This window comes from Microbacterium sp. (genome assembly GCF_044340635.1).
Lineage (GTDB): Bacteria > Actinomycetota > Actinomycetes > Actinomycetales > Microbacteriaceae > Microbacterium.
In genome coordinates, this window is record NZ_JBIITF010000005.1 from 166,223 (window position 1) to 188,941 (window position 22,719).

21 protein-coding genes and 1 tRNA gene are annotated in these 22,719 nt (G+C 66.7%); 10 read left to right on the plus strand and 12 right to left on the minus strand.

All coding sequences use genetic code 11. From position 1 onward, the window contains the following. Window positions 1-24 precede the first annotated feature (24 nt). Window positions 25-2,244 (plus strand): DNA polymerase III subunit gamma and tau, encoded by a 2,220-nt coding sequence (locus tag ACIQ0W_RS06850; RefSeq protein ID WP_396642016.1) that lies wholly within the window; start codon window positions 25-27, stop codon window positions 2,242-2,244. Beyond that, window positions 2,244-2,837: a recombination mediator RecR gene (gene recR / locus ACIQ0W_RS06855; RefSeq protein ID WP_036297771.1), complete on the plus strand. Its 594-nt coding sequence runs from the start codon at window positions 2,244-2,246 to the stop codon at window positions 2,835-2,837. Before ACIQ0W_RS06850 ends, recR begins: the two co-directional genes overlap by 1 nt. A gap of 39 nt (window positions 2,838-2,876) precedes the next feature. Here recR and ACIQ0W_RS06860 read toward each other — a convergent pair whose 3' ends face one another. Then, window positions 2,877-3,368, minus strand: a complete 492-nt coding sequence (locus ACIQ0W_RS06860) for a hypothetical protein (RefSeq protein WP_396642017.1) — start codon at window positions 3,366-3,368, stop codon at window positions 2,877-2,879. Window positions 3,369-3,390: 22 nt separating this feature from the next. Continuing rightward, window positions 3,391-4,788 (minus strand): threonine/serine exporter ThrE family protein, encoded by a 1,398-nt coding sequence (locus ACIQ0W_RS06865; RefSeq protein ID WP_396642018.1) that lies wholly within the window; start codon window positions 4,786-4,788, stop codon window positions 3,391-3,393. Window positions 4,789-4,879: 91 nt separating this feature from the next. Here ACIQ0W_RS06865 and ACIQ0W_RS06870 point away from each other — a divergent pair, with 91 nt between their 5' ends. The 5 genes from ACIQ0W_RS06870 (at window position 4,880) to galE (ending at window position 10,675) form a co-directional block, all read left to right on the plus strand. Next, window positions 4,880-6,166 carry an aspartate kinase gene (locus tag ACIQ0W_RS06870; RefSeq protein WP_396642019.1) on the plus strand — a complete coding sequence of 429 codons (1,287 nt, stop codon included), beginning with the start codon at window positions 4,880-4,882 and terminating at the stop codon, window positions 6,164-6,166. Between the two features lie 149 nt (window positions 6,167-6,315). After that, window positions 6,316-7,386, plus strand: coding sequence for an aspartate-semialdehyde dehydrogenase (locus ACIQ0W_RS06875; protein ID WP_396642020.1), 1,071 nt, complete (start codon window positions 6,316-6,318; stop codon window positions 7,384-7,386). A gap of 91 nt (window positions 7,387-7,477) precedes the next feature. Then, window positions 7,478-8,956, plus strand: a complete 1,479-nt coding sequence (locus ACIQ0W_RS06880) for a malate:quinone oxidoreductase (protein WP_396642021.1) — start codon at window positions 7,478-7,480, stop codon at window positions 8,954-8,956. Window positions 8,957-8,992: 36 nt separating this feature from the next. Continuing rightward, window positions 8,993-9,619, plus strand: a complete 627-nt coding sequence (locus ACIQ0W_RS06885) for a thymidine kinase (RefSeq protein ID WP_396642022.1) — start codon at window positions 8,993-8,995, stop codon at window positions 9,617-9,619. A gap of 39 nt (window positions 9,620-9,658) precedes the next feature. Continuing rightward, entirely contained in the window at window positions 9,659-10,675 is a 1,017-nt protein-coding gene (gene galE / locus ACIQ0W_RS06890) for a UDP-glucose 4-epimerase GalE (protein WP_396642023.1), read from the plus strand. Window positions 10,676-10,701: 26 nt separating this feature from the next. On the opposite strand, the gene ACIQ0W_RS06895 is transcribed toward galE, so the two are convergent. From ACIQ0W_RS06895 to ACIQ0W_RS06915, 5 genes are all read right to left on the minus strand, one after another. Further along, the gene (locus ACIQ0W_RS06895; RefSeq protein WP_396642024.1) at window positions 10,702-11,547 is read right to left on the minus strand and encodes a DUF1295 domain-containing protein; all 846 of its coding nucleotides are present in this window, start codon (window positions 11,545-11,547) and stop codon (window positions 10,702-10,704) included. A 55-nt stretch (window positions 11,548-11,602) separates the two neighbouring features. Beyond that, the gene (locus ACIQ0W_RS06900) at window positions 11,603-12,385 is read right to left on the minus strand and encodes an HAD-IIB family hydrolase (protein WP_396642025.1); all 783 of its coding nucleotides are present in this window, start codon (window positions 12,383-12,385) and stop codon (window positions 11,603-11,605) included. A 68-nt stretch (window positions 12,386-12,453) separates the two neighbouring features. Then, window positions 12,454-12,527: transfer RNA gene (locus ACIQ0W_RS06905), tRNA-Pro, on the minus strand. A 48-nt stretch (window positions 12,528-12,575) separates the two neighbouring features. Then, the gene (locus ACIQ0W_RS06910) at window positions 12,576-13,511 is read right to left on the minus strand and encodes a metallophosphoesterase (protein ID WP_396642026.1); all 936 of its coding nucleotides are present in this window, start codon (window positions 13,509-13,511) and stop codon (window positions 12,576-12,578) included. Next, a complete protein-coding gene (locus ACIQ0W_RS06915; protein ID WP_396642027.1) occupies window positions 13,508-16,081 on the minus strand; it encodes a transglycosylase domain-containing protein in 2,574 nt (857 codons plus the stop codon). Before ACIQ0W_RS06915 ends, ACIQ0W_RS06910 begins: the two co-directional genes overlap by 4 nt. Before the next feature lie 95 nt (window positions 16,082-16,176). Between ACIQ0W_RS06915 and ACIQ0W_RS06920 the strand changes: the two genes are divergently transcribed. Together ACIQ0W_RS06920 and ACIQ0W_RS06925 are read left to right on the plus strand one after the other, a co-directional pair. Next, complete coding sequence (locus ACIQ0W_RS06920) at window positions 16,177-16,398, plus strand: DUF4177 domain-containing protein (RefSeq protein ID WP_396642028.1); 222 nt, start codon at window positions 16,177-16,179, stop codon at window positions 16,396-16,398. A 4-nt stretch (window positions 16,399-16,402) separates the two neighbouring features. Further along, window positions 16,403-16,870, plus strand: a complete 468-nt coding sequence (locus ACIQ0W_RS06925) for a RidA family protein (protein WP_396642029.1) — start codon at window positions 16,403-16,405, stop codon at window positions 16,868-16,870. A 79-nt stretch (window positions 16,871-16,949) separates the two neighbouring features. On the opposite strand, the gene ACIQ0W_RS06930 is transcribed toward ACIQ0W_RS06925, so the two are convergent. From ACIQ0W_RS06930 to ACIQ0W_RS06940, 3 genes are read right to left on the minus strand one after another with little or no spacing between them, the layout of a single operon-like run. Then, complete coding sequence (locus ACIQ0W_RS06930) at window positions 16,950-17,684, minus strand: amino acid ABC transporter ATP-binding protein (RefSeq protein WP_396642030.1); 735 nt, start codon at window positions 17,682-17,684, stop codon at window positions 16,950-16,952. Further along, window positions 17,681-18,526 carry an amino acid ABC transporter permease gene (locus tag ACIQ0W_RS06935; RefSeq protein ID WP_396642031.1) on the minus strand — a complete coding sequence of 282 codons (846 nt, stop codon included), beginning with the start codon at window positions 18,524-18,526 and terminating at the stop codon, window positions 17,681-17,683. Before ACIQ0W_RS06935 ends, ACIQ0W_RS06930 begins: the two co-directional genes overlap by 4 nt. 43 nt (window positions 18,527-18,569) lie before the next feature. After that, window positions 18,570-19,412 carry an ABC transporter substrate-binding protein gene (locus ACIQ0W_RS06940; protein ID WP_396642032.1) on the minus strand — a complete coding sequence of 281 codons (843 nt, stop codon included), beginning with the start codon at window positions 19,410-19,412 and terminating at the stop codon, window positions 18,570-18,572. A 365-nt stretch (window positions 19,413-19,777) separates the two neighbouring features. Here ACIQ0W_RS06940 and ACIQ0W_RS06945 point away from each other — a divergent pair, with 365 nt between their 5' ends. Beyond that, window positions 19,778-20,104: a hypothetical protein gene (locus tag ACIQ0W_RS06945; protein ID WP_245702830.1), complete on the plus strand. Its 327-nt coding sequence runs from the start codon at window positions 19,778-19,780 to the stop codon at window positions 20,102-20,104. Window positions 20,105-20,113: 9 nt separating this feature from the next. Here the strand turns inward: ACIQ0W_RS06945 and ACIQ0W_RS06950 are convergent, their stop codons facing one another. Both ACIQ0W_RS06950 and ACIQ0W_RS06955 read right to left on the minus strand, forming a co-directional pair. Further along, complete coding sequence (locus ACIQ0W_RS06950) at window positions 20,114-22,123, minus strand: AAA family ATPase (protein WP_090586865.1); 2,010 nt, start codon at window positions 22,121-22,123, stop codon at window positions 20,114-20,116. A 145-nt stretch (window positions 22,124-22,268) separates the two neighbouring features. Further along, a complete protein-coding gene (locus ACIQ0W_RS06955) occupies window positions 22,269-22,640 on the minus strand; it encodes a sulfate permease (RefSeq protein WP_090586863.1) in 372 nt (123 codons plus the stop codon). Window positions 22,641-22,719 lie beyond the last annotated feature (79 nt).

Here is a 22,719-nt window from a genome sequence, read left to right on the forward strand (position 1 = left end):
CGTGCCACGCCGTAGGCTGGGGACGTGACCGCCGCCCTGTACCGCCGCTATCGACCCGAGACGTTCGGGCAGATGATCGGTCAGTCACAGGTCACCGACCCGCTGATGACGGCGCTGCGCAACGACCGGGTCGGCCACGCCTACCTGTTCTCGGGGCCGCGCGGCTGCGGCAAGACGACATCGGCCCGTGTTCTCGCGCGCTGCCTCAACTGCGCCGAGGGCCCGACCGATACGCCGTGCGGTGTGTGCCCGAGCTGTGTCGAGCTCTCCCGCGCAGGCGGGGGCTCGCTCGATGTCGTCGAGATCGACGCGGCATCCCACAACGGGGTCGACGATGCCCGCGATCTGCGCGAGCGGGCGATCTTCGCCCCCGCGCGCGACCGCTTCAAGATCTTCATCCTCGATGAGGCGCACATGGTCACCCAGCAGGGCTTCAACGCGCTGCTGAAGCTGGTCGAAGAGCCGCCCGATCACGTCAAGTTCATCTTCGCCACGACCGAGCCCGACAAGGTGCTCGGCACCATCCGCTCGCGCACTCATCACTATCCGTTCCGGCTCGTGCCCCCCGGACCCATGCTGGAGTACGTTCAAGAGCTTTCGGCGCAAGAGGGTGTGCAGGTCGAACCGGGCGTGCTTCCGCTGGTCGTTCGCGCGGGGGGCGGGTCGCCCCGTGACACCCTGTCGCTGCTCGACCAGCTCATCGCGGGATCGGACATCTCGGCAGATTCCGGCTCCGCAACCGTCCGGTACGAACGTGCCGTTTCACTGCTCGGCTACACCCACGCGGAGTTGCTGGATGAGGTCGTCGAGGCGCTCGCCGACCCCGACCCCGCGGCGGCGTTCGGTGCCGTCGACCGCGTCGTGCAGACCGGACAGGATCCGCGGCGCTTCGTCGATGATCTGCTCGAGCGTCTGCGTGACCTGATCGTGGTCGAGGCAACGGGCCCGGCAGCCTCGGCCGTGCTGCGGGGTGTGCCTGTGGACGAACTCGAGCGGATGGGTCGACAGGCCCGTATCTTCGGCGGCGAGCGTCTGTCCCGCGTCGCCGACCTGGTCAGCCGCACGCTCGACGACATGACCGGCGCGACGTCCCCGCGGCTGCAGCTCGAGCTCATGGTCGCGCGCGTGCTCGCATCCGAAGCGACGCCCGTGGCCAGTGCGCCGCCCGTCACCCGTGCAGCTCCGGGCGAGGCGTCGGTCGTGAAGGCGCCGACCGCACCGCTTGCGCCGGCTTCTGTCGCGATGACGCCTCCTGCGCCGGCACCGGCCGCATCGGCAACCCCCGCGACGGCGACCACCGCCGCACCGCCGGCAGACCCCGTGCTGGCCGCATCTTCGGCGTCGACCGCCACCGCCGCAGCTCCCGCGCCAACCTCACCCGAGCCGCCTGTCGGGGATCCGGCTCGCCCTCGACCGACGGGGCCCGTGACGGTCGCGATGCTCCGCGACTCGTGGCCCGAGGTTCTTTCGACGCTCGAAGACATCAGCCGCACCTCATGGCTCGTGGCAAGCAATGCCCGAGTGAACGCGTACGAGGGTGATGTGCTCACGGTCACTTTCCAGAGCCAGAGCGATGTCCAGAAGTTCCGTCAACGCGGCGTCGCGGCCAACGCCAGCGAAGACCTGCGAACCGCGATCGAGCGGGTCCTGGGTGTGCGTGTCAAGTTCCTCGCCCGCCTCGATGGCCCCGACCCTGCCCCGCCCGCGGACGAACCGCCGCCCCCGGACGACGGCCCGCCCGATGACTCGCCGCCGGAGGATCAGCCGCCGTCAGGATGGGTCACCCGCGCCCCTGGGTCGGGCGCCTCGCGTCCCGAAGCGGCAGCTTCGACGCCCGTTTCGACGTCTCGCTTGGCTCCGGCACCGGTGACGGAGTGGGCGGTCGCGGCGATCCCGCGAACAGCGGATGAGCCGCCCGTCGCGCTCGGCACGCTGCGCGCCCCCGCGCAGCTCGCCGTCGATGACGAGCCCGATGAGGTGGCTGCGTCTCCGGCGCTCGCTCGCCCGACCGTGCCCGAGCGCGAGGGTCAGGTCTTGAGCGTCGACGAAGCGCCGATCCCCGACGAACCCGATGTCGATGTGCTCGGTCCGGGCTCCATTCCGTCTGCGCCCGCTCGCGCGCGCACCCCAGCCGCACCCGCATCCCGCGCCACCGCCCGTTACGGTGAGGCGGTCGTGCGTCAGGTGCTCGGCGCCACCTTCGTGCGCGAGGAACGCTTCGAACAGCCCACGAGGTTCACCTGATGTACGACGGAATTGTGCAAGACCTGATCGACGAGTTCGGTCGGTTGCCGGGCATCGGGCCGAAGTCGGCACAGCGCATCGCCTTCCACATCCTGCAGACACCGTCGTTCGATGTGAAGCGACTCGCGACCCTGTTGGCCGATGTGCGCGAGCGCGTCCGGTTCTGCGAGGTCTGCGGCAACGTGTCCGAGCAGGATCGCTGCAGCATCTGTCGGGACCCACGCCGTAATCCCCAGGTCATCTGCGTCGTCGAGGACGCGAAGGATGTCGCGGCCATCGAGCGTACGCGGGAGTTCCGCGGGCTGTACCACGTCCTCGGCGGGGCGATCAGCCCGATCGATGGTGTCGGTCCCGACGATCTGCGTGTGACCGAGTTGATGACACGACTCGCCGACGGAACCGTGCAGGAAGTCATCCTCGCGACGAACCCGAACCTCGAGGGCGAAGCGACGGCGACCTACCTCAGCCGACTCCTGCTGACCCTGCAGCTGCGCGTCTCGCGCCTCGCCTCGGGCTTGCCGGTCGGTGGGGATCTCGAGTACGCCGACGAGGTCACACTCGGTCGCGCGTTCGAGGGGCGACGGACCCTCTGACGGGAACAGCTCGCGGGACGACTCTCCCGTGCATCCGCCTCAGCGGAGCACTTCGACGAGCACGATCCACGAGATCATGAGCGCGACCGGGATCGCGACGATGGCTCCGACGGCTACCACGACGAGGCCCGCCGGCTCGCCCGCGATCAGCATCGCCGAACCTACGGCGTAGATCGCCGCGGGCACGAAACTGACGGTGGCACGCGGCACCTTGTAGCGGTTCTGCGGGTCGGTGTTCTGGGCGATCGCATGCGCCGCGTGTCCGTTGAACACCATCGTGATCAGCGCCGAGGCGAGCACCGCGGCGCCATAGGCGACAAACGTGATCCCGGGGAACAGGGCCAGGGCGGAAGCCGTGATCGCGAGCACGAGCGTCGCGATTCCGGCGCCCAGGCGCGCGGTCAGGGAGCGCGACTTCACGATCTCGGCGATGTTGACGCTCGCCGCCACGATCACGAGGCCGGCGAGGGCCGCGGTCGCTCCGAGGATGCCGAGATTGAACTCGTTCCAGCCCAGGTCGTCCAGAGTCATGACCGCACTTTAGCGCGCTGGCCTAACGTCGCAGCCGGGCGCGGGCGCGAACGACGCCGCCGAGCGAGGCACGCACCGGCTGTCCGAGGTATATCCCCAGAGAGGCGCCGACGGCGAGACTCACGCCGATCACTGCGGCCGCGGCAAGAGTGCCGAACCCCTCGAGCATGATCTGCGGGTTGTCGCCGGACTCCACGATGCCGAGTAGGCCGCGGAAGACCGCCGCCCCGGGCACCATCGGCAGGATCGCCGCAGTCGTGATGGCGACCGCTGGCACGTGCAGTCGATATGCGGCGAGTACGCCGATGAAGCTGCCCGCGAACGCTCCGATACCGCTCGCCGCCGCGATCTCGAGGCCGATTCCGGATGCCGCGAGGAACCCGAGCCAGGCCACCACGCTCAGAATGGCGCTGACCACGACGATCCGCAGTCCCGCTCCGTTGAAGACGGCGACCGCGATCGCGATGAGTGCTGCTCCCGCGAACTGAAGCGGCACGGATCCCAGGGGCAGCGCTGCGCTCGGCGGTTCCATGGTGAGACCGAGCACCCGCGCGGTCTGCAGCCCGGCGAGGATGCCGAGCACGACGCCGAGAGTCTGGGTCATGAGCTCGAGGATGCGTCCGGTCGCGGTGAGTGCGAAGCCGTCGATCGCGTCCTGCGCGGCGCCGACGACGGTGAGCCCCGCCAGCATCAGCACGACCCCCGAGGCGACGATCACCGAGGGTCGCACGCTGTCCCCGCCGGGTATCGAAGTCATCGCCAGGAGGGGGGTGAGTGCGGCGACGAGGGTCAGCACCAGAGCGGCGGCGATCTGACTGAAGAAGTAGGGAACCTGCGCGCGCGAGAGCAGGGCTTGCGTGACCGCGGCGGCGCCCGCTGCGAAGAACGCGACGGCGACGGTGAGGGGACCCGCTCCGAACATCACCGCGACACCCACCGCCAGGGTGGCCTGGGCGACGATGACGATCCCGGGACCGTAGCGGAAGGGCGAGCGCCGAACCTCGCGCAGCAGGGTGCGAGCGTGCCCGAGGTCGAGTCCGTCTCCGATGTCGGCGACCAGGGACTGCAGGCGCCGGAGCTTGTCGTGGTCGGGTGCCGTCTGACGGACGACGCGCAGCAGCGTGAAGGGAAGGGGCGCTCCGCTGCGGTGATGCGACGCGGTGATGGAGTTGTAGGTCACGTCGACGTGTACCGGGCCGAGGCCATATGCGGCGCTCACCCGGACGATCGTCGCGGTGACCTCGCTCGCCGATGCGCCCGTCGCCAGCATGGTCTGCCCGATGCGCACGGCGAGGTCGAGGATCCCGACGGCCATCGCCTCGTCGATGACCGGGATCGCCTCGGTCGCGGTGTCGGCGGGAACTTCGCCTCGGATGAGCCCGCCGAGCGAGGGCAAGAATCGGCGGAGGTTATGGCGCATGACCTCTCGATCGTAGTAGCGGTCGGAGCTTCCGTAAGATGGTTCGTCGGGCGCGGCATCCGAGCGCTCCTCATACCCGGGAGTTTTCATCGTGGCGCTGATCGTGCAGAAGTACGGTGGCTCATCCGTCGCAGATGCCGAGAGCATCAAGCGCGTCGCCAAACGGATCGTCGATGCCCGCCGGGCGGGCGACGACGTCGTCGTCGCCGTCAGCGCGATGGGCGACACGACTGACGAGCTCTTGGACCTCGCATCGCAGGTGGCTCCCATCCCCGCGCCGCGCGAGCTCGACATGCTGCTCTCGAGCGGTGAGCGCATCTCGATGGCCCTGCTCGCAATGGCCATCCATTCGATGGGGTTCGAGGCGCGATCCTTCACCGGCAGTCAGGCGGGAATGATCACGGATGCCACCCACGGCGCCGCCCGCATCGTCGACGTGACTCCGGTGCGGCTGCGCGAAGCCCTCGACGAAGGCGCGATCGTCATCGTCGCCGGTTTCCAGGGCTTCAACCGCGATACCCGGGACATCACGACCCTCGGTCGCGGGGGATCCGACACGACCGCGGTCGCTCTCGCTGCGGCGCTGAAGGCCGACGTCTGCGAGATCTACAGCGACGTCGACGGCATCTTCACCGCGGATCCGCGCATCGTTCCCCGCGCCCGCAAGCTCAACACCGTCACGACGGAAGAGATGCTCGAGCTCGCGGCGAATGGCGCGAAGGTTCTCTACATCCGCGCGGTCGAGTACGCCCGTCGGCACGGCGTGCTCATCCACGCGCGATCCACGTTCTCATCGTCCGAGGGCACGTACGTGCTCGACGAGAAGCGCCACGCGGCGCTGCAGCAGCAAGGAGATGGCATGGAAGAACCCATCGTCGCGGGTGTCGCGACCGACCTCGGCCAGGCCAAGATCACGGTCATCGGGGTTCCCGACGTGCCCGGCAAAGCGGCGGAGATCTTCAAGATCGTCGCCAAGTCCGGGGCGAACGTCGACATGATCGTGCAGAACGTTTCCGCTGCGGCGACGGGTCGCGCCGACATCTCGTTCACGCTGCCCAAGGCGGATGCCTCGCTGGCCCTCAAGGCGCTGTCGGGCGAGCAGGGCTCGGTCGGCTTCGAGAGCCTCGTGCACGACGACCAGATCGGCAAGCTCTCTGTCGTCGGGGCCGGCATGCGCACCCACTCGGGCGTCTCGGCGACGCTGTTCGAGGCGCTGAGCGTGCTCGGGGTCAACATCGAGATGATCTCGACTTCCGAAATCCGCATTTCGGTCGTGGTCCGGGCCGACGACCTCGCCGAGGCGGCGCGTGTCGTGCACAGCGCGTACGGCCTCGACGGCGAGATCGAGGCCACGGTTCACGCGGGCTCGGGTCGCTGACCCGAAGCATCCGTCCCGTCCCGCGCCCGACAGCAGGAGATTGGCCGGAAACAGGACGTATTCGGCCGGATCGTCCTGTTCTCGGGGATTCTCCTGCACTCGGGCAGCCGTAGAATCGTCGGAATCCACGCAATGAAGGAAGCATCGTCATGACCCGCATCTCAGATTCCGGACTCTCCGTCGCCGTCGTCGGCGCCACGGGCCAGGTGGGCACGGTGATGCTCGAGATCTTGACCGAGCGTTCTTTCCCGATCCGCGAGCTTCGTCTGTTCGCGACGGCGCGCTCGGCCGGCACGTCGCTCGAGTTCGGCGGACACAGCGTCGTCGTCGAGGATGTCGCGACCGCCGATCCCGCGGGCATCGACATCGCACTGTTCTCGGCCGGTGCTACCGGCAGCCGGGCGCACGCGCCCCGCTTCGCCGAGGCCGGCGCCGTCGTGATCGACAACTCCAGCGCCTGGCGCATGGACCCCGAGGTGCCCCTGGTCGTCAGCGAGGTCAACCCGCACGCGATCGCCCAGGCGCACAAGGGCATCATCGCGAACCCGAACTGCACCACGATGGCGGCGATGCCGGTCCTGAAGGCGCTCCACGCCGTCGCCGGACTCGAACGCCTCATCGTGAGCACCTACCAGGCCGTCAGCGGCTCGGGCATTGCGGGCGCGGAGGAGCTGCTCGGGCAGGTCGAGGGTGTCCTCGCCCAGGGCGACACCCTGCGACTCGTGCGCGACGGATCCGCCGTGGACTTCCCCCAGCCCGAGAAGTACATCGCACCCATCGCCTTCGACGTGATCCCGTTCGCCGGCAACCTGGTCGACGACGGCGACAACGAGACGGACGAGGAGAAGAAGCTCCGCAACGAGAGCCGCAAGATCCTCGAGCTGCCTGGCCTGCGGGTTTCGGGCACGTGCGTTCGCGTCCCGGTCTTCACGGGTCACTCGCTCAGCATCAACGCCGAGTTCGCGAACGAGATCACACCGGCTCGCGCGCGTGAGGTGCTCTCGGATGCACCCGGTGTGCAGCTCGAAGAGGTTCCCACGCCCCTCCAGGCCGCGGGCAAGGACCCGAGCTTCGTCGGTCGTATCCGCGCCGATCAGTCGGCCCCCGAGGGTCGCGGGCTCGCGCTGTTCATCAGCAACGACAACCTGCGCAAGGGTGCCGCGCTGAACGCCGTGCAGATCGCAGAACTCGTCGCCGCCGATCTCAGCGTCGACGCCTGACGTTTGCCGGGCGCGTAAGAATCCGGGAGTTTTCGCTCTCCGCGGGGCCCGCACGTCCGACCACCCCGGACGGCAGAACTAGACTTGTCCGGTGAGTGAAACCGTCGACGTCGTGCTCATCGGTGGCGGCATCATGAGCGCCACCCTGGGCACCCTGCTGCATCAACTCGAACCCGACTGGAAGATCGTCCTCGTCGAGCGACTCTCGGATGTTGCGCTGGAGAGTTCGAACGCCTGGAACAACGCGGGCACCGGCCATGCAGCCCTCTGCGAGCTCAACTACATGCCGCAGGCACCCGACGGATCCGTCGACCCGGCCAAGGCCGTCTCGATCAACGAACAGTTTCAGCAGAGCCGCCAGTTCTGGGCGAACCTCGTCAAGCGGGGCCTGCTGAACGAGCCGAAGACGTTCATCAACGCCACGCCCCACATGACTTTCGTGCGCGGCGAGAAGGATGTCGAGTACCTGCGTCGCCGCTACGAGGCGCTGAAGACGCAGCCCCTGTTCGCGGGCATCGAGTACAGCGAAGACTCCCGCGTCATCAACACCTGGGCGCCGCTGTTGATGCAGAAGCGCCGGAAGAGCGACGAGCCCTTCGCCGCGACGCGCGTTCCGGCCGGCACCGACGTCGATTTCGGTGCGCTCACCCATCAGCTGATCGATCACCTGCGTGACGATGGCGTGGAGGTCATCACCGACCGCGAGGTCCGCAATCTCAAGCGCCAGAAGGACGGGACGTGGCTCGTCAAGACCCGTAACCGGCTGGGACGAACGCCCGGCGAGATCAACGCGAAGTTCGTGTTCGTGGGAGCCGGCGGGTGGGCACTGAAGCTGCTGCAGCGTTCCGGCATCCCCGAGATCTCGGGCTACGGCGTCTTCCCGATCGGTGGGCAGTGGCTCAAGACCTCCAACCCCGATCTCATCGCTCAGCACCGTGCCAAGGTGTACTCCCAGGCATCCGTCGGCGCACCGCCCATGTCGGTGCCGCACCTCGACACCCGGGTGGTGGATGGTGAGGCATCGCTGATGTTCGGCCCGTTCGCGACGTTCAGCCCGAAGTTCCTCAAGAACGGGTCCGTGTTCGATCTCGTGACGCAGATCCGGCCGGGGAACCTGCTGCCGATGCTGAAGGTCGCCGTCGACAACCCGGGCCTGCTCAAGTACCTGATCGCCGAGCTGCTGAAGAACCACGGCAAGAAGATGGATTCGTTGCGGGAGTTCGTGCCGACGGCGAAGGACGTGGACTGGCAATTGCTGAACGCCGGCCAGCGCGCTCAGGTCATGAAGAAAGACCCGAAGAAGATCGGCGTGCTGCAGTTCGGCACCGAGGTCGTCGCGGCGAAGGATGGTTCGATCGCCGGGCTCCTCGGCGCATCGCCGGGTGCATCCACGGCCGTCTCGATCATGCTCGGCCTGTTGCAGACGTGCTTCCCCGATCGGATCGAGGGGTGGACGCCCGAGCTGCGCGAACTGATCCCGAGCTACGGCGAGACGCTCAACACCCAGCCGGATGTCGCGCGGGCGACGATAGATGAGACCGCGGCGGCGCTGGCCATCACGGCCGTCTGACCCGGTTCACCCCTCCGTCTTCCGTAGACTCTGCGCGTGGCAAAACTGTACTTCCGCTATGGCGCGATGAACTCCGGCAAGTCGACCGCGCTTCTGCAGGCCGCGTACAACTACGAGGAGCGCGGCCAGCGAGTGCTGCTTGCGAAGCCGGCGATCGACACGAAGGCCGATGACCAGATCGCGTCCCGGCTCGGGGTCTCGCGGACCGTCGATTTTCTCATCGAGCCCGAAGCCGATGCGGACGCGCTGTTCCGCGAGCAGCGCGAGCGTTCCCGCGCGGCGACCGGCGTGGACATCTCGTGCCTCCTCGTCGACGAGGCCCAGTTTCTGACGCCCCACCAGGTCGATGACCTGTTCCGCATCGCCATCCACGACAACATCCCCGTTCTCGCCTACGGCATCCGATCCGACTTCCTGACGGCCGCCTTTCCCGGCTCGCGACGACTTCTCGAGATCGCGCACACCCTGGAAGAGTTGAAGACGATCTGCCGGTGCGGTCGGAAGGCCGTGTTCAACGGGCGCGTCATCGACGGCCGGTTCGTGTTCGATGGCGACCAGGTCGCGATCGACGAGACCGGCGAACGAACGGAGCATGTCGTGACGTATGAATCGCTCTGCGGCACCTGCTACCTGCAGGAGTCGGGCGACCGCCTCAGCAGATAGCGGGAACGCACGGCGCACGGTCCGGTTTAGGCTGAGATCATGCGTGTTCTTCTCGCCGGCGGTGCCGGATACATCGGTGCTCACACGGCTGTCGCTCTGGTGGACGGTGGCCACGAGGTCGTGCTGCTGGACGATCTTTCGGGAACCCACGCCGAGGCGGCCGTGCGGGTCGAGAAGATCACTGGCCGCCCCGCACCGCTCGTGATCGGTGACGCCGCGGACGACGCGGTGGTCGAGCGCACCTTCGACGAGTTCGGGCCGTTCGATGCGATCCTGCAGTTCGCGGCGCACAAGGCGGTCGGTGAGTCGACGCAGAAGCCGCTGCAGTATTACGCCAACAACCTGGGCACGACGTTCGCCCTGCTGCGGGTGGGGCTTGCCCGAGGCATTCGCTCCTTCGTCTTCTCGAGCACCGGAACGGTGTACTCCGACCCGGAAGACCTGCCGTTTCGCGAGACGTCTCGCACGAGCGTCGACCTGTCGAACCCGTACTCGAAGTCGAAGCGGATGAACGAGGTCATCCTCGAGGACGTGGCCCGGGTCAACCCCGAACTCGATGTCACGGTGCTGCGGTACTTCAATCCGGTCGGGGCGCACGAGAGCGGGTTGATCGGGGAGGACCCTGCGGGTATCCCGAACAACCTCATGCCGTACGTCTCGCGGGTCGCGATCGGGTCGCTCGAACGCGTCGGGGTGTTCGGCGACGACTACGACACCCCCGACGGAACGGGCCTGCGCGACTACATCCACGTCGTCGACCTGGCCGAGGGGCACGTCGCGGCGCTGGAGAAGGCTCAGCCCGGGTACGCGGTGTACAACCTCGGGACGGGTTCGCCCGTGAGCGTGCTGGGACTCATCGCGGCCTTCGAGAAGGCCGTCGGGCATGAACTGCCCAAGCAGATCCTCGACCGGCGCCCCGGCGATGTCGCCGCGACCTATTGCGACCCCGCCAAGGCGGCCGAGGAGCTCGGTTGGACCACGCGGCTGACGATCGACGATGCCTGCCGTGACTACTGGCGCTGGCAGCAGCAGAACCCCGACGGCTACGCCTCCTAGGTTCGCCTCGTTTCTCGTTCCTCTCGTTACGTTTGCTCGACGACCGCGGTACGGCTCCGCGGGGGCAATGGCACGAGCATCGACGTCGTCTTCTGATACTCCGCGTACGCCGGGTACTTGCCTGAGGTGATTGCCTCGGTGAAGATCGTCGAGCCGATGAACAACACCGTGAGAAGGACGGCTCCGATGATCGACCAATTGATCGCGCCGCCCCAGAAACCGAGTCCCGCTGTTACGGCCGCGGTCGCGCCGATCGCATAGAACGCCCACCACTGGGCCTGCTCGAAGAAGAAGTTCGGGTGCCGGCTGAAGCGGAACAGCCCGGTGGTGAGGAATCCCTCGCCGAGCTGACCGCCCGCCCGCGCCTTGGCGCGATGAAAGTCACACTGCTGCTGGTCGGCCGCCGTCTCACCGAGCAGCAGGGCGAGGAACAGGATGGCGAAGACCGCGTCCCCCACCCCGAGAGGCGCGTCGTGCCGCCACGCGACCTGTGCGGGCAGCGTGATCAGCACGAGAAGGGCGTTCTGATAGAGCACGATGAAGAACAGATTAAACAGCTGGAACTGCCAGGGCTTCATGCGACCGCGCAGGATCGCCCAGCGGTAGTCCTCCATGCCGCTGTACCCGCCCTTGCGGGCGAAGTTGAACGTCAACCGGGCACCCCATGCTGTGACGAGCACAGCCATGATGACGAGGCGCGCGGCATCCTGTCCGGCAGCCAACGCGGCACCCGCGAAGATCCACACGTACGCGATCGGCACGATCGACCAGATGCGGTCGACCCACGAGGTGTCTTTCGTGATCAGCGACAGGACCCAGCAGGCGGCGCTGACGGCCGCGGCCACGATGACGACGAGAGTGAGCGGTTCCACGCCGTCAGCATAGACCCGCCGAGCGTCTGCCCTCGGAATCCCGGGGCACCGGTGATCAGGCTCGTGGGGACAGCATCGGGAGGAGCGCGTCGAGGTACTCGACGGTCTCTTCCCAGCCGTCCACCGCGTGGCACGGCACGCCGAGCACGAGGACCGGGTAGTCATTGCCGTCGGGGTCGAGTCGATCCCCGACGAACAGCATCTCATCCAGAGGGATACCGGTGTGCTCGGCGAGTCGCGTCATCCCGTAGGCCTTGTCGATGCCGCGATGGGTGATGTCGACCGAGGTCGAACCGCCCGATCGAACCTCGAGGTCGGGGATGCGGGCCGCCACAGCGTCACGCAGTGCGGATTTGCGGGAGCCCGTCGGGTCCCAGGCGATCTTCGCCTCGAGCGGCGCGCGCTGGCCGAGAGCGGAGAAAGTGATCTGCGAGCCGCGATCCTCGAGGATGTCTCCCCAGGGCTCCGATTCCCACAGCCCGAGCCGTCGGGCTTCTTCTTCGACCGCGGTGAGTGCCCGTGTCTTCTCATCATCGGTGAGGGAGTGCGCGTAGATGGTGTCGATCTGGCCGCTCGCGTCGAACCGGTAGTACTGAGTGCCACACGTGGGCATGAGGTGCAGATGTGCGAGCGCCTCGGGAGAGGCATCCGGCAGCCGTTCAACGACCTGACTGCGGAACTGACCCAGTTGCCCGCCGGAGATGATCGCGACTTCGACGCGCTCGGCGAGAGCGAGCAGGTGCGCGCCGATCGCGTCCGGGATCGGGCTCTTCGAGGGAGCGAGCGTGTCATCCAGGTCGAAAGCGACGAGTCGGATGTTCGCGATTGCGTCGGTCATCGTGCTCCAGGTTCGGCTCGAGTGAGGAACGAAAAGGAGGGCCGCCGTTTGGCGACCCTCCTTATCTGTCGGGGTGACAGGATTTGAACCTGCGGCCTCGTCGTCCCGAACGACGCGCGCTACCAAGCTGCGCCACACCCCGTGGCAACCCCCCGAGTCTACCCGAACTCGCCCGTCCGCCCGAACCGCGTCACGCGCGAGCGATCAACGTCACGAGGGTGGCCTCGGGCCGGCACGCGAAGCGGACCGGCGCGTAGATCGAATGGCCGAGTCCAGCGCTCACATTCAGCGGCACCTCGGTGCCGCTTCGCGCCCAGGTCGAAAGACCCCGCGCCTGCTTCAGCGGGATGTCGCAGTTGGCGACCAGCGCTCCGAAGCCCGGCAGGCGCACTTGGCCACCGTGGGTGTGGCCCGCGAAGATCGCCTCGGCTCCGGCATCCGTGAAGGTATCCAGGACTCGTCGGTACGGCGCGTGCGCGACACCGATCGTGAGGCTACTCGGCGGAGTTTTGTCCTCGCGCAGGCTCGCGACCAGCCCCGGCACGAGATCGAGGCGGTCCTCGTCGTGGTGCGCGTCTCCGACTCCGAATCCGTCGATTCGGAGTCCTCGTACATCGACCGAGCCGGAGGCGTTATTGAGGTTCGTCCAGCCGAGGTTCTCCGCGAAGTACTTCTCCATGGCCGTGACATCAAGTCGGGGCGGGTTCCTCTTGCGACGTGAGGGGCCCAGGAAGTACCGCAGGGGGTTGCGGGGCATCGGGCCGAAACTGTCATTCGATCCGTGCACGAAAAAGCCGGGCGTGCCACGGAAACCGGCGAACGCCGCGCGCACGCCGCGCAACCCATCGCCGTGGCCCATGTTGTCGCCCGTGTTGATGATTAGGTCGGGTCGCAGGGACGCGAGAGAGGCTATCCACGCCTGCTTGCGCCGTTGCCACGGCGCCATATGGACATCCGAGATGTGCAGCACCCGGACGGGTGTCGAGCCCGGAGGCAGGATGGCCATCTCGACCCGCCGGAGCGTGAACAGGTACCGCTCGATGCCGATGCCCCAAACCGCCGCCGCGGCGCCGAGCGCACCCGCGGCCGCCAGGGCGCGGAGGCCCTGACGGGAACGCGGGGTCACGAGCAGGTGTCGCGCTCGTAGGTGATTGCCAACTGGGCGTTGCGGTTCACGATCGAGCCCGCGCCTGGCTCGACGGAGGTCACGACGCCCGGGCCGGTGGCACCTTCTTTCACAACACACGTCTCCGCGGGGTTGCGTCCGAATGTTCCGCGGATGCTGTCGACCGCTTGCTGGCGGTTCATGCCGACCACGTCGGGCACAGCCACGCCTTCGCCGTTGCTGGGCGAAATCGTCACGGTCGTGCCGCCGCTCACGCGTCCGGCGCCGGGATCCTGGCGTTCCACGATCCCCGCGGCCTGTGTGCTGTCGACCGCGTCGCCGACGATGACCGAGAACCCGGCTGCCTCGAGCGTTGCGACCGCCCGATCGACAGGCTGGCCGACGACGTTCGGTAGATCGATCTGGACCGCCCGCGTGAGGTTCGAGTCGGGTGTCGCGAAGCGTTCGCCGCCGTATTTGGCGTTCGCGGCGCCTTGCATGTCGGGCCAGATCGAGTGGCGTAGGCGCCACAGCGAGTAGCCGTTGGCAGAGTTGCGGTCCAGCCGCTGCTGGCCCTTGACGTTGCCGACCCAGACAACCGTCGTGACCTTGGAGCTGCTGCCGTCCATCCACGTCTGGTACTGCTCGTGGATGCCTGTTTTTCCGAACACGGGGACGCCGTCGCCGATTCGCGACGATGCGGCGGAACCACCGTTGATGACACCTGCGAGTGCGAATGCCGCTGTCGAGGCGACGGATTCGTCGAGGACGCGGTTGCACGTGGTGTCGGGGAGCGGGAGCGCTTCGCCCTCGGTGTTGTACACGGCATCGATGGCCTTCGGCGGGCAGTAGACGCCGTTGCTCGCGATGGTCGCGTACGAGGCCGCCATGTCGATGGGGGCGATGTTCTTCGAGCCCAGGATGTCGTACGGCACGTTGACGTTTTCGCCGATGCTCTCGTTGCCGATGTAGGTCTTGTAACCGTTGGCGTACTCGACGCCGAGGCGATCCGCGATCTTGTTCGTGTCGCAGACGCTGACCTTTTCACTCATCGCGAGGAAGCCCGTGTTGAGCGAGTCGGCCGTGAACTTCATCGGGGTGCCGTTGTAACCGCCCACGCCCTCGAAGTTCTTGACCTCACCCGACGAAACGCGCTGCGTGCCGCCGTCGCAGTCGGTCAACACGGTGAAGTTCCGCTGGCGGCCGTTGATGACCTCGTTGACGGAGTGCCCGTGTTCGAGCCAATTGAGCAGAGTGAAGAGCTTGTAGGTCGAGCCCGGGTTGAAGCCGTTCGATCCACCGTTGACGTAACGGGTGTTGTAGTTGATCGACGTGTAGGAAGGGTCGGCAGCCGACTGGTCGGCGTCTTGCGTGTACTTGCGGTTCTGCACCATCGAGAGCACACGGCCCGTGCCCACCTCCAGCTGCACGCCGGTTGCGCCCAGGTCGAGGTTGGGGTGGGTCGCCGGCACGATCGAGATAGCCGCTTCGGCCGCGAGCTGCAGGTCTAGGTCGAGAGTCGTGTAGATCTTGAGACCCCCGCGGCGGAGCGCTGCGCTTCGCTCTTCGGGTGTTTCCCCGAACGCGACATCGTTGAGCACGATCGTTCGGACATAGTCGCAGAAGTACGCGGACCCGCCCGCCTGCTGGCAGCCCTGCTCGGTCGGGTTGATCGCGGGGGTGATGACCTCGGCCTTGGCCGCGTCGTACTGCTCCTGGGTGATCTTGCCCTCGGTGAGCATCTGACGGAGCACGTAGTTGCGGCGGTCGGTCGTCAACGCGTACCCATCGGCAGCGCCGTTGGTCTCGCGCTCGGGCTTGTCGATGCGGTAGGTGTTCGGGTTCTGCACCATGCCGGCGAGCGTCGCGGCCTGCGCGATCGTCAGGTCGGATGCATTGACGCTGAAGTAGTACTGCGCCGCGGCACCGATGCCATAGGTCGTGCCGCCGAAGTTGGCGATGTTGAGGTATCCGAGCAGGACATCGTTCTTCGAGTAGCGCTGCTCGAGGGCGATCGCGTAGCGCATCTCCTGCAGCTTGCGCTGGTAGCCCTCGACGCCGGAAGCGGTGGTGGCGTCGGTCCAGCAGGCGGCCAGCTCCTCCTGTGTCGGGGCTTCCTTCTCGCACTTCTGCACAAGGACGTTCTTGACGTACTGCTGGCTGATCGAGGACCCGCCCTGCGTCTGACCGCCCTGCACGTTGCTCAGGAGAGCTCGCGTCGTTCCGATGAGGTCGACACCGCCGTGTTCGTAGTAGCGGGGGTCTTCGCTCGAGAGAATCGCGTCGTACATGACCGGCGCGATCTGTTCGTACGTGACCGGGAGGCGGTTCTGGTCGTAGAAACGGGCGAGCAAGACATCACTGCCATCGCCCTGCTTGGCGTAGATCTCGCTCTGCTGCATCAGATCATCGATCTCGAGGTAGCTCGGCATGTTGTCGAACATCGTGATCGCGCTCGACGCGGCGGCGCCGGAAACGGCGATGGCCGGAGTGACGGTGGCGGTCACAAGAAGACCGGCGACTGCGCTCAGGCCTACGACGCCGGCGATCCCGCCGAGCACGCCCGTAGCCGTCCGATTCTTATCAGGCATAGGGTTGATCGTAAGGGAGATACCTGAGCGATGACCGAAACGGTCGCGCGCGCCTCCCGGCGAGCACGATCCGGCCCCTCGATCTCGGGAGAGCGATGACCACCTGGGAGTACCTCACTACTCCGCTGCTGATTCACAACACGGCGGCGATTCTGAACAACTGGGGCAAGCAGGGCTGGGAACTCGTCCAGATCGTGACCGGACCTGAGGGTGGCCTCGTCGCCTACCTCAAGCGTCCCGTCGGGGGATCGGATGCCTCGGGCAACGCCGGTCTCGCCGCCGCGGCCGAAGCATCCCGTCAATTCGAAGGACAGTGACTCCGTGAGCGTTTCCGCGAAACTCGCCGAACTCGGCATCGACCTTCCCGACGTCGTCCCCCCGCTCGCGGCGTATGTGCCCGCCAAGGTGCACGGCGATCTCGTCTTCACCGCGGGTCAGCTGCCGCTCGTCTCGGGCCAGCTCCCCGCCGCGGGCAAGGTCGGCGACGGGCACGGGCTCGTTCCGGCCGATGACGCCAAGTCGTACGCGCGCCAGTGCGCGCTCAACGCCATCGCGGCCGCCGCGGCGGCCGTCGGGGGCGTGGACAAGCTCGCCGGCGTTGTGAAGGTGACGGGGTTCGTCGCATCCGTTCCCGACTTCGTCGGTCAGCCCGGCGTGATCAACGGTGCGAGCGAAATCCTCGGCGAGATCTTCGGCGATGCCGGTCGGCACGCGCGTTCCGCCGTGGGGGTACCCGTGTTGCCGCTAGACAGCCCCGTCGAGGTCGAGGTCATCTTCTCGCTCGCCTGAGCCGCGCGTCGCGTCGCGCTCGGTCGATCCGGGTCGACTCGGTGGAGCGGATCCACCGACGCGGCCGGAATCGACCGACTCAGCCCGTGAAACGGGCGAGGAACGCGCGGGTGCGCGCCTCACGGGGGGCGCCGAGGACCTCAGCGGGCGTGCCCTGTTCCAGCACGCGACCCTCGTCGAGGAACAGCACACGGTGCGCGACGTCCCGCGCGAATGCCATCTCGTGGGTCGCCATGAGGATCGTCGTGCCCTCTTCGGCCAGCGCACGCACCAATTCGAGAACCTCGCCGACCAACTCGGGATCGAGCGCCGAGGTGATCTCGTCGAGCAGCAGGACCTCGGGATCGGTCGCGATTGCGCGGGCGATCGCGACGCGCTGCTGCTGACCCCCGGACAGTCGGTCGGGGTGCTCGCCGGCCTTGTCGGCGAGCCCGACGCGTTCGAGGATCGCCCGACCCCGAGCCTCGGCATCCGCTCGTCTCTCTCGTCGGGTGACGCGCGAGGCCAGCGTGACGTTGTCGAGCACGGAGAGGTGAGGGAACAGGTTGAACCCCTGGAAGACGAATCCGAGGCGCGACCGCACCGCGTTCGCATCCACCCGCGGGTCCGACACGTCTTCGCCCGCCAGCAGAATCCGGCCGTCGTCGATCGGTTCGAGCAGATCCAGGCAACGCAGCAGGGTCGACTTGCCGGAACCACTTGCCCCGATGACCGCGACCACTTCGTGTTTCGCCAGGTCGAGAGAGACCCCGCGCAGGACGTCTCGGGCGCCGAACGACTTCCAGAGGTTCGCGGCGGACAGCAGGGCGGTCACAGGAGCGCACCCGTCTGCTCGCGGCGCCGTAGCCGGGCCGCGTACCAGTCGGTCAGTCGGATGGTCGGGATGGCCAACAGGATGAACAGGATGCCGGCGACGATGTACGGCGTGAAGTTGTAGGTCTGAGACCCCTCGATCCTGGCCGCGAGCACGGCGTCGGTGGCGCCGAGGATCGAGATCAGTCCGACGTCCTTCTGCATCGCGACGAAGTCGTTCATGAGCGGCGGGGTGATGCGCCGGAACGCCTGGGGGAGGACGACGCGGCGCAGCGTCTGCGCGTAGCCGAGCCCGAGAGCCCGGGCAGCCAGACGCTGCGACGGATGCACGGCCTCGATTCCGGCACGGATGACCTCGGAAACGTAAGCCGAGTACGTCAACGTGACGGCGATGGTGCCGAGCAGGATCACCGGGATCCGGACGCCGGTGATCGTCGGCAAACCGAATCCGACGAGGTACAGCACGATGATGAACGGCAGGCCGCGGAAGATGTCGGTGTACGCCGCGGCGAGGGCCCGCAGGGGCAGGAAAACGGGTCCCTGCAAGGTGCGCAGCAGGGCGATCGCGAGCGCGACGATCGCCACGGTGATGACAGACAGGCCGAGCACCTGCAGATTCAGGAGGAAGCCCTCCCACACGGCAGGAAGTGCGTCCCACGCGATCGCGGGATTGAAGAACGACTGCTGCACCCCGGCCCAGCCCGGCGTATTGATGACCGTCGCCCAGACGATGATCGCGAACGCGATCGACGAAGCGATCGCGACGAGCACCGAGCGGCGCGACTGGCGCGCGCGATAGGCGCGGCGCTCGAGCTCGAGCTCGCTGGGGGTGTGTACGCTCACGACTCGACGGTAGCTGAGGGCGGGCGGCTGATGCCGCGCGAACTCACTGCAGCAGCGTCACTCCCTGGCCCGCCCCGAGCCATTCGTCGGTGATCTCGGCCAGCGTGCCGTCGTCGCGCAGCTCGTCGAGTGCGGCCGACACGCGGTCGGTGAGGGGGGAGTCCTTGCTCAGGACGACGCCCCACTCGTCGGGTATGCCGCCGGCGGGGAGTTCCCCGACGATGAAGGAGTCCTCGATGTACATCGCGGTGGCGAGGTAGGCCGTCGGCAGGTCGATCACGAACGCATCGATCTGGCCCGCGCCCAGCGCGGCCACGACATCCTCGTTCGAACCGAACAACTGCGGCGGGGTCGTCGGCTCCACGACCTCGTCGAGTGTCTGCGCGCTGGTCGATCCCGCCATCGCCCCGATGACGAGGTCCTTGAGACCGTCGATCGAGTCCACCCCGTCGGCCGCGCCGCCCTCGACCGCGACGATCGCCTGGCTCGCGGAGTAGTAGGGCGACGAGAAGTCCACGGCCTGCTTGCGCTCGTCCGTGATCGTGTACTGCTGGATGTTGAAGTCGAAATTCTTGGGGCCCGGCGCGATCGCGGCCTCGAAGCTCGTGCGCTCCCACTCGACATCCTCGGGCTCGAAGCCGAGCTTGTCCGCGATGGCGTAGGCGACGGCCGCCTCGAAGCCCTCGCCCGACGACGGGTCGTCGTCGATCACGTAGGGGTAGTAGGCGATGTCGCCGGTCGCGATGGTCAGCTTGCCGGGCGTGACGTATCCGGCATCCGGGTCGGACGAAGCGTCGGCGTCTCCCGATCCGCTCGCACAGCCCGCGAGGGCGAGCGCGGCGACGGTGAATCCGGCAGCCAGAGTGAGCAGGCGGGAGCGCGACATGTGATGCCTCCAAGGCGAGGGATGTGCCCGGATGCTGTGGGCAGGTGCGCTTCTATTCTCGTCGTAGCTCAGGCGACAGGGCGCACGCAGCGACGAATTGTTACACCGAGTCTGGAATTGGCCCTGACCCGGCTTACGCCGTCGAGTTGTCACAAAACGCTGGGTCTTCCCTGCCGATAGAGCGGTTTGTGACAGTTCGACGGGCGTCAGAAGAAACGGTGGACCTCCGTAGAGAGTTCGAGAACCCCTGCCCGGCCTTGAAAACGGTGGCTTCTCGCAGGTCGCGCGGGGTCTACCGACGGGATCGGAGGCCGTTGGAGCCGTCTGTGGTGGACTCGCGGGGCCGGATGGTGCGAGCGGTTGGGATGACTCAAACCTTTCTGAGCCCAGCGCAGGTGGACAAGCTGGTGGCCCTGTACGAGGCGGGCGCAACACTCGTGGAGTTGGGCGAGCGGTTCAGCATTCATCGCCGCACCGCGGCGGCGCACCTGCTCCGCCGGTCGGTCCCGATCCGCCGGCGCGGCCTTGATGAGTGTCACCTCGCCGAAGCGGTCGAGCTATACGACGGAGGCCTGACGCTGTTGGAGGTGGGGTTGCGGTTCGGGGTCAGCCAGCAGGCGGTGCGTCGTGCGCTTGAGGCCCAGGGAGTCGCGATCCGTCCGAGCGGCCGTCGTGTTCGAGCGACGGTGTGATGCGCCTCTTCAGTCGTTCTCCTGCGTGAGCACGTACGCCTGCTTAAAGGCGTCTTCGAGTTTCGGTCTCAGGTCGGAGAGGAATCGTCGACCGACCGCGTTGAGGGGTAAATGTTCACCGAGAAGCGCAAGGCGGGTGGCGATGATCTTGTGGCTGACGCCGCCCGGCATGGAGAGGTGAGTCTTCGCGTAGTCATCCACGGCCTTTGCGATTGTCGTGTTGTTCGCCAGTGCACCCGAGGGGATGCTCTTGTCCTGCTCGGCCAGGAACTCGTTGACTGTGTGCAGATACGTCGCACGATCCACGAGGTCTTCGATCGCTTTTCCTTTCGGCAGTTGGAAGACGTGACCCTTGGGCACTCCGGCTGCGACGAGCTGCTTCTTCTTGTCGTTGCCCGACTTATCTCCGTCCACGAGGAACGTGGTGATGAGCGCTACGGAGCTGATTGCCCGTGGGGCTGAGAGATTCGAGAGCCCGAACGCTACCTGGAAGTCCAGTTGCGATCCGTCTGTGGCGTTCCTGAGCAGTGTAGGGAGCAGGATCATCTCGCTTACTCCCTCCGCCAGCACGGCTCGCCGGAACGCCGAGAACGCAGCGGCTTCGGCGCCCATCGCGAACAGCAGGTGGGAGAAGCCGGGCTCCTCTTTCGTCCAGAAGTTGTTCTCAAGAGTGCTGATGGCTAGGTCGTCGGGCCGGCGCGCCACCACCCTGATGCCGGTTCCGAGGTCGAGTGGCAGGCAGCCGGGAGAATGCGTCGTGTAGATGACCTTGTGGACTTGCAGTTCTCGCGTCAGCACGCGCACGAGGTCGGCCTGGGCATCGTAGTGGAGGTTGCGTTCGGCCTCATCGATCATGAGGACGGGAGGGATCTCCAGGTCGGCGGCGATCAGGAAGCACACAAGGCCAAGGAACGTGCGCAACCCGTCACTTCGTTCGGCGATCGGAGTCACGGTGAAGTCCGGGCTGTCCAGCTCGTGGATGTTGACTTCGAGAATCCCACCTTGGTTCAGTGCGAGTTCAATCGTCAGCTTCGACTGAGTCCACATCGGTTCGAGACGTGAACTCAGTATCTCGTTCATGCGGCGTCCCAGCGTCCGCATCGTCGCAGGATCGCCGCTGGCTATGGCGCTCCATACTTCCTCGGCGGTAGTGCCTGCGACGGTCAGAAGGTTCCGAAGCGGGGCTGGTGGTTGTGAACGCACCGCTTCGTCACTCAGGTTGTATGACTCAGCCAGGTCACGGTCGTCGTCACTGAACAGAACGAACTTCGGGACCCTCGTGGCGAGTAGACCTCGCATGCTGTCGACCGGATCGGCAAGTTCACCTGCCTCAGCGGCCGCTTGGAGGAGCGGGATGGCCTTCTCCGCGTTCCGGCGAATCTTTGTGAGCTTTGCCGAACGCACATCGATCTGGCTGATCTGGTCGATCACCGCCTGAAGGCGGGTGAGCGCCTCTTGGCCGCGAGCAACCCGTTCCATATTCCAGTCCGAGTCATCCGGATCGACAGCCGCTTGGGCTTCACGGACGACAGCTTCGAGGTCGTCTACATCGTGTTCGTCAAGCAGGGCAACGGAGTCAGCGCGCGCGAGCTCGACCTTTGACAAGGCGTCGAAGGCGTTCGCGAACGGGAGGCGGTTCCGGCCAACTGTCGTGGAGAGTCCAGTGACGTGCCCGCCATCCTTGCGTCGGGAGAACCGGAACTGGGTTACCGTCTTGGCATCTATCGGTCCACTGGGGTCGATGTTGAGGCTGCGTAGAGCTTCGAGGTCGTCAGGGTCGAGCCTGTAGAGTGCGCGCACGACGAGGGCGCCCGAGTCTGGCCGCGTCCGGCGATTCTGCTCACGCAGAGACAGCGCAGGATCATCGCGATCGTCGTCCGTCAGCCACGCCAATCCTTGGAGGACGCTGCTCTTGCCGGACTCATTGGGGCCGATGAACGCGATCGTGTGACCGTCGACGTTGCACGAGGCCTGATCGAGGCGCTTGTAGCCGTTGAACTCGATGGTCGACAACCGCATCGGTGTCGCTCCTCTCGTTCACCTCGACACAAACTCATCGTGTCACGCGGCGAGCAGGGAGAGACGTCTGCCACGCCGCGGGCAAGCGTCGGCCCGAGGGAGGTGACCGCCCGAGGGTTACTCGTCGTGCCCCGTGAGGCGACTGTCACCGTCGGAGGACGGAGGTTCCCTGAAACGGCTTGACCGCCGGACGAGCAGGAATGCGGTGTCGGGCGATGGCTTCCTGGGTCCGGGCACGGATCAGGAGGATGAGGCTGACCGGTCCCATGATGATGAACTTCATCGCGTTCCACACCGCCCACAACACGACCAGATGCAGCCAGCCTGGGGCGCCGGCGGCGAGGGCGTTGGTGCAGATGCTCGCGATCAGCAGGTAGGGAACGGCGAGGAGCATCGTGGGGATGCCCCACTTCAAGTTGCGTCGGCGGCGGATCGCGTCGAGCAGCCGATTGGTCGGCATGTAGCGGCGCAGGTAGTAGCGGGTGTGGGCGCTGAGCGTCCAGATCATGCGGATCATGGCGGGCCTCTCGTCACACGTGTCTCTCCGTCGAGGAGGCAGTACGTGTATGAGCGCCCAAGCTGGGCCGTCCCGAAGG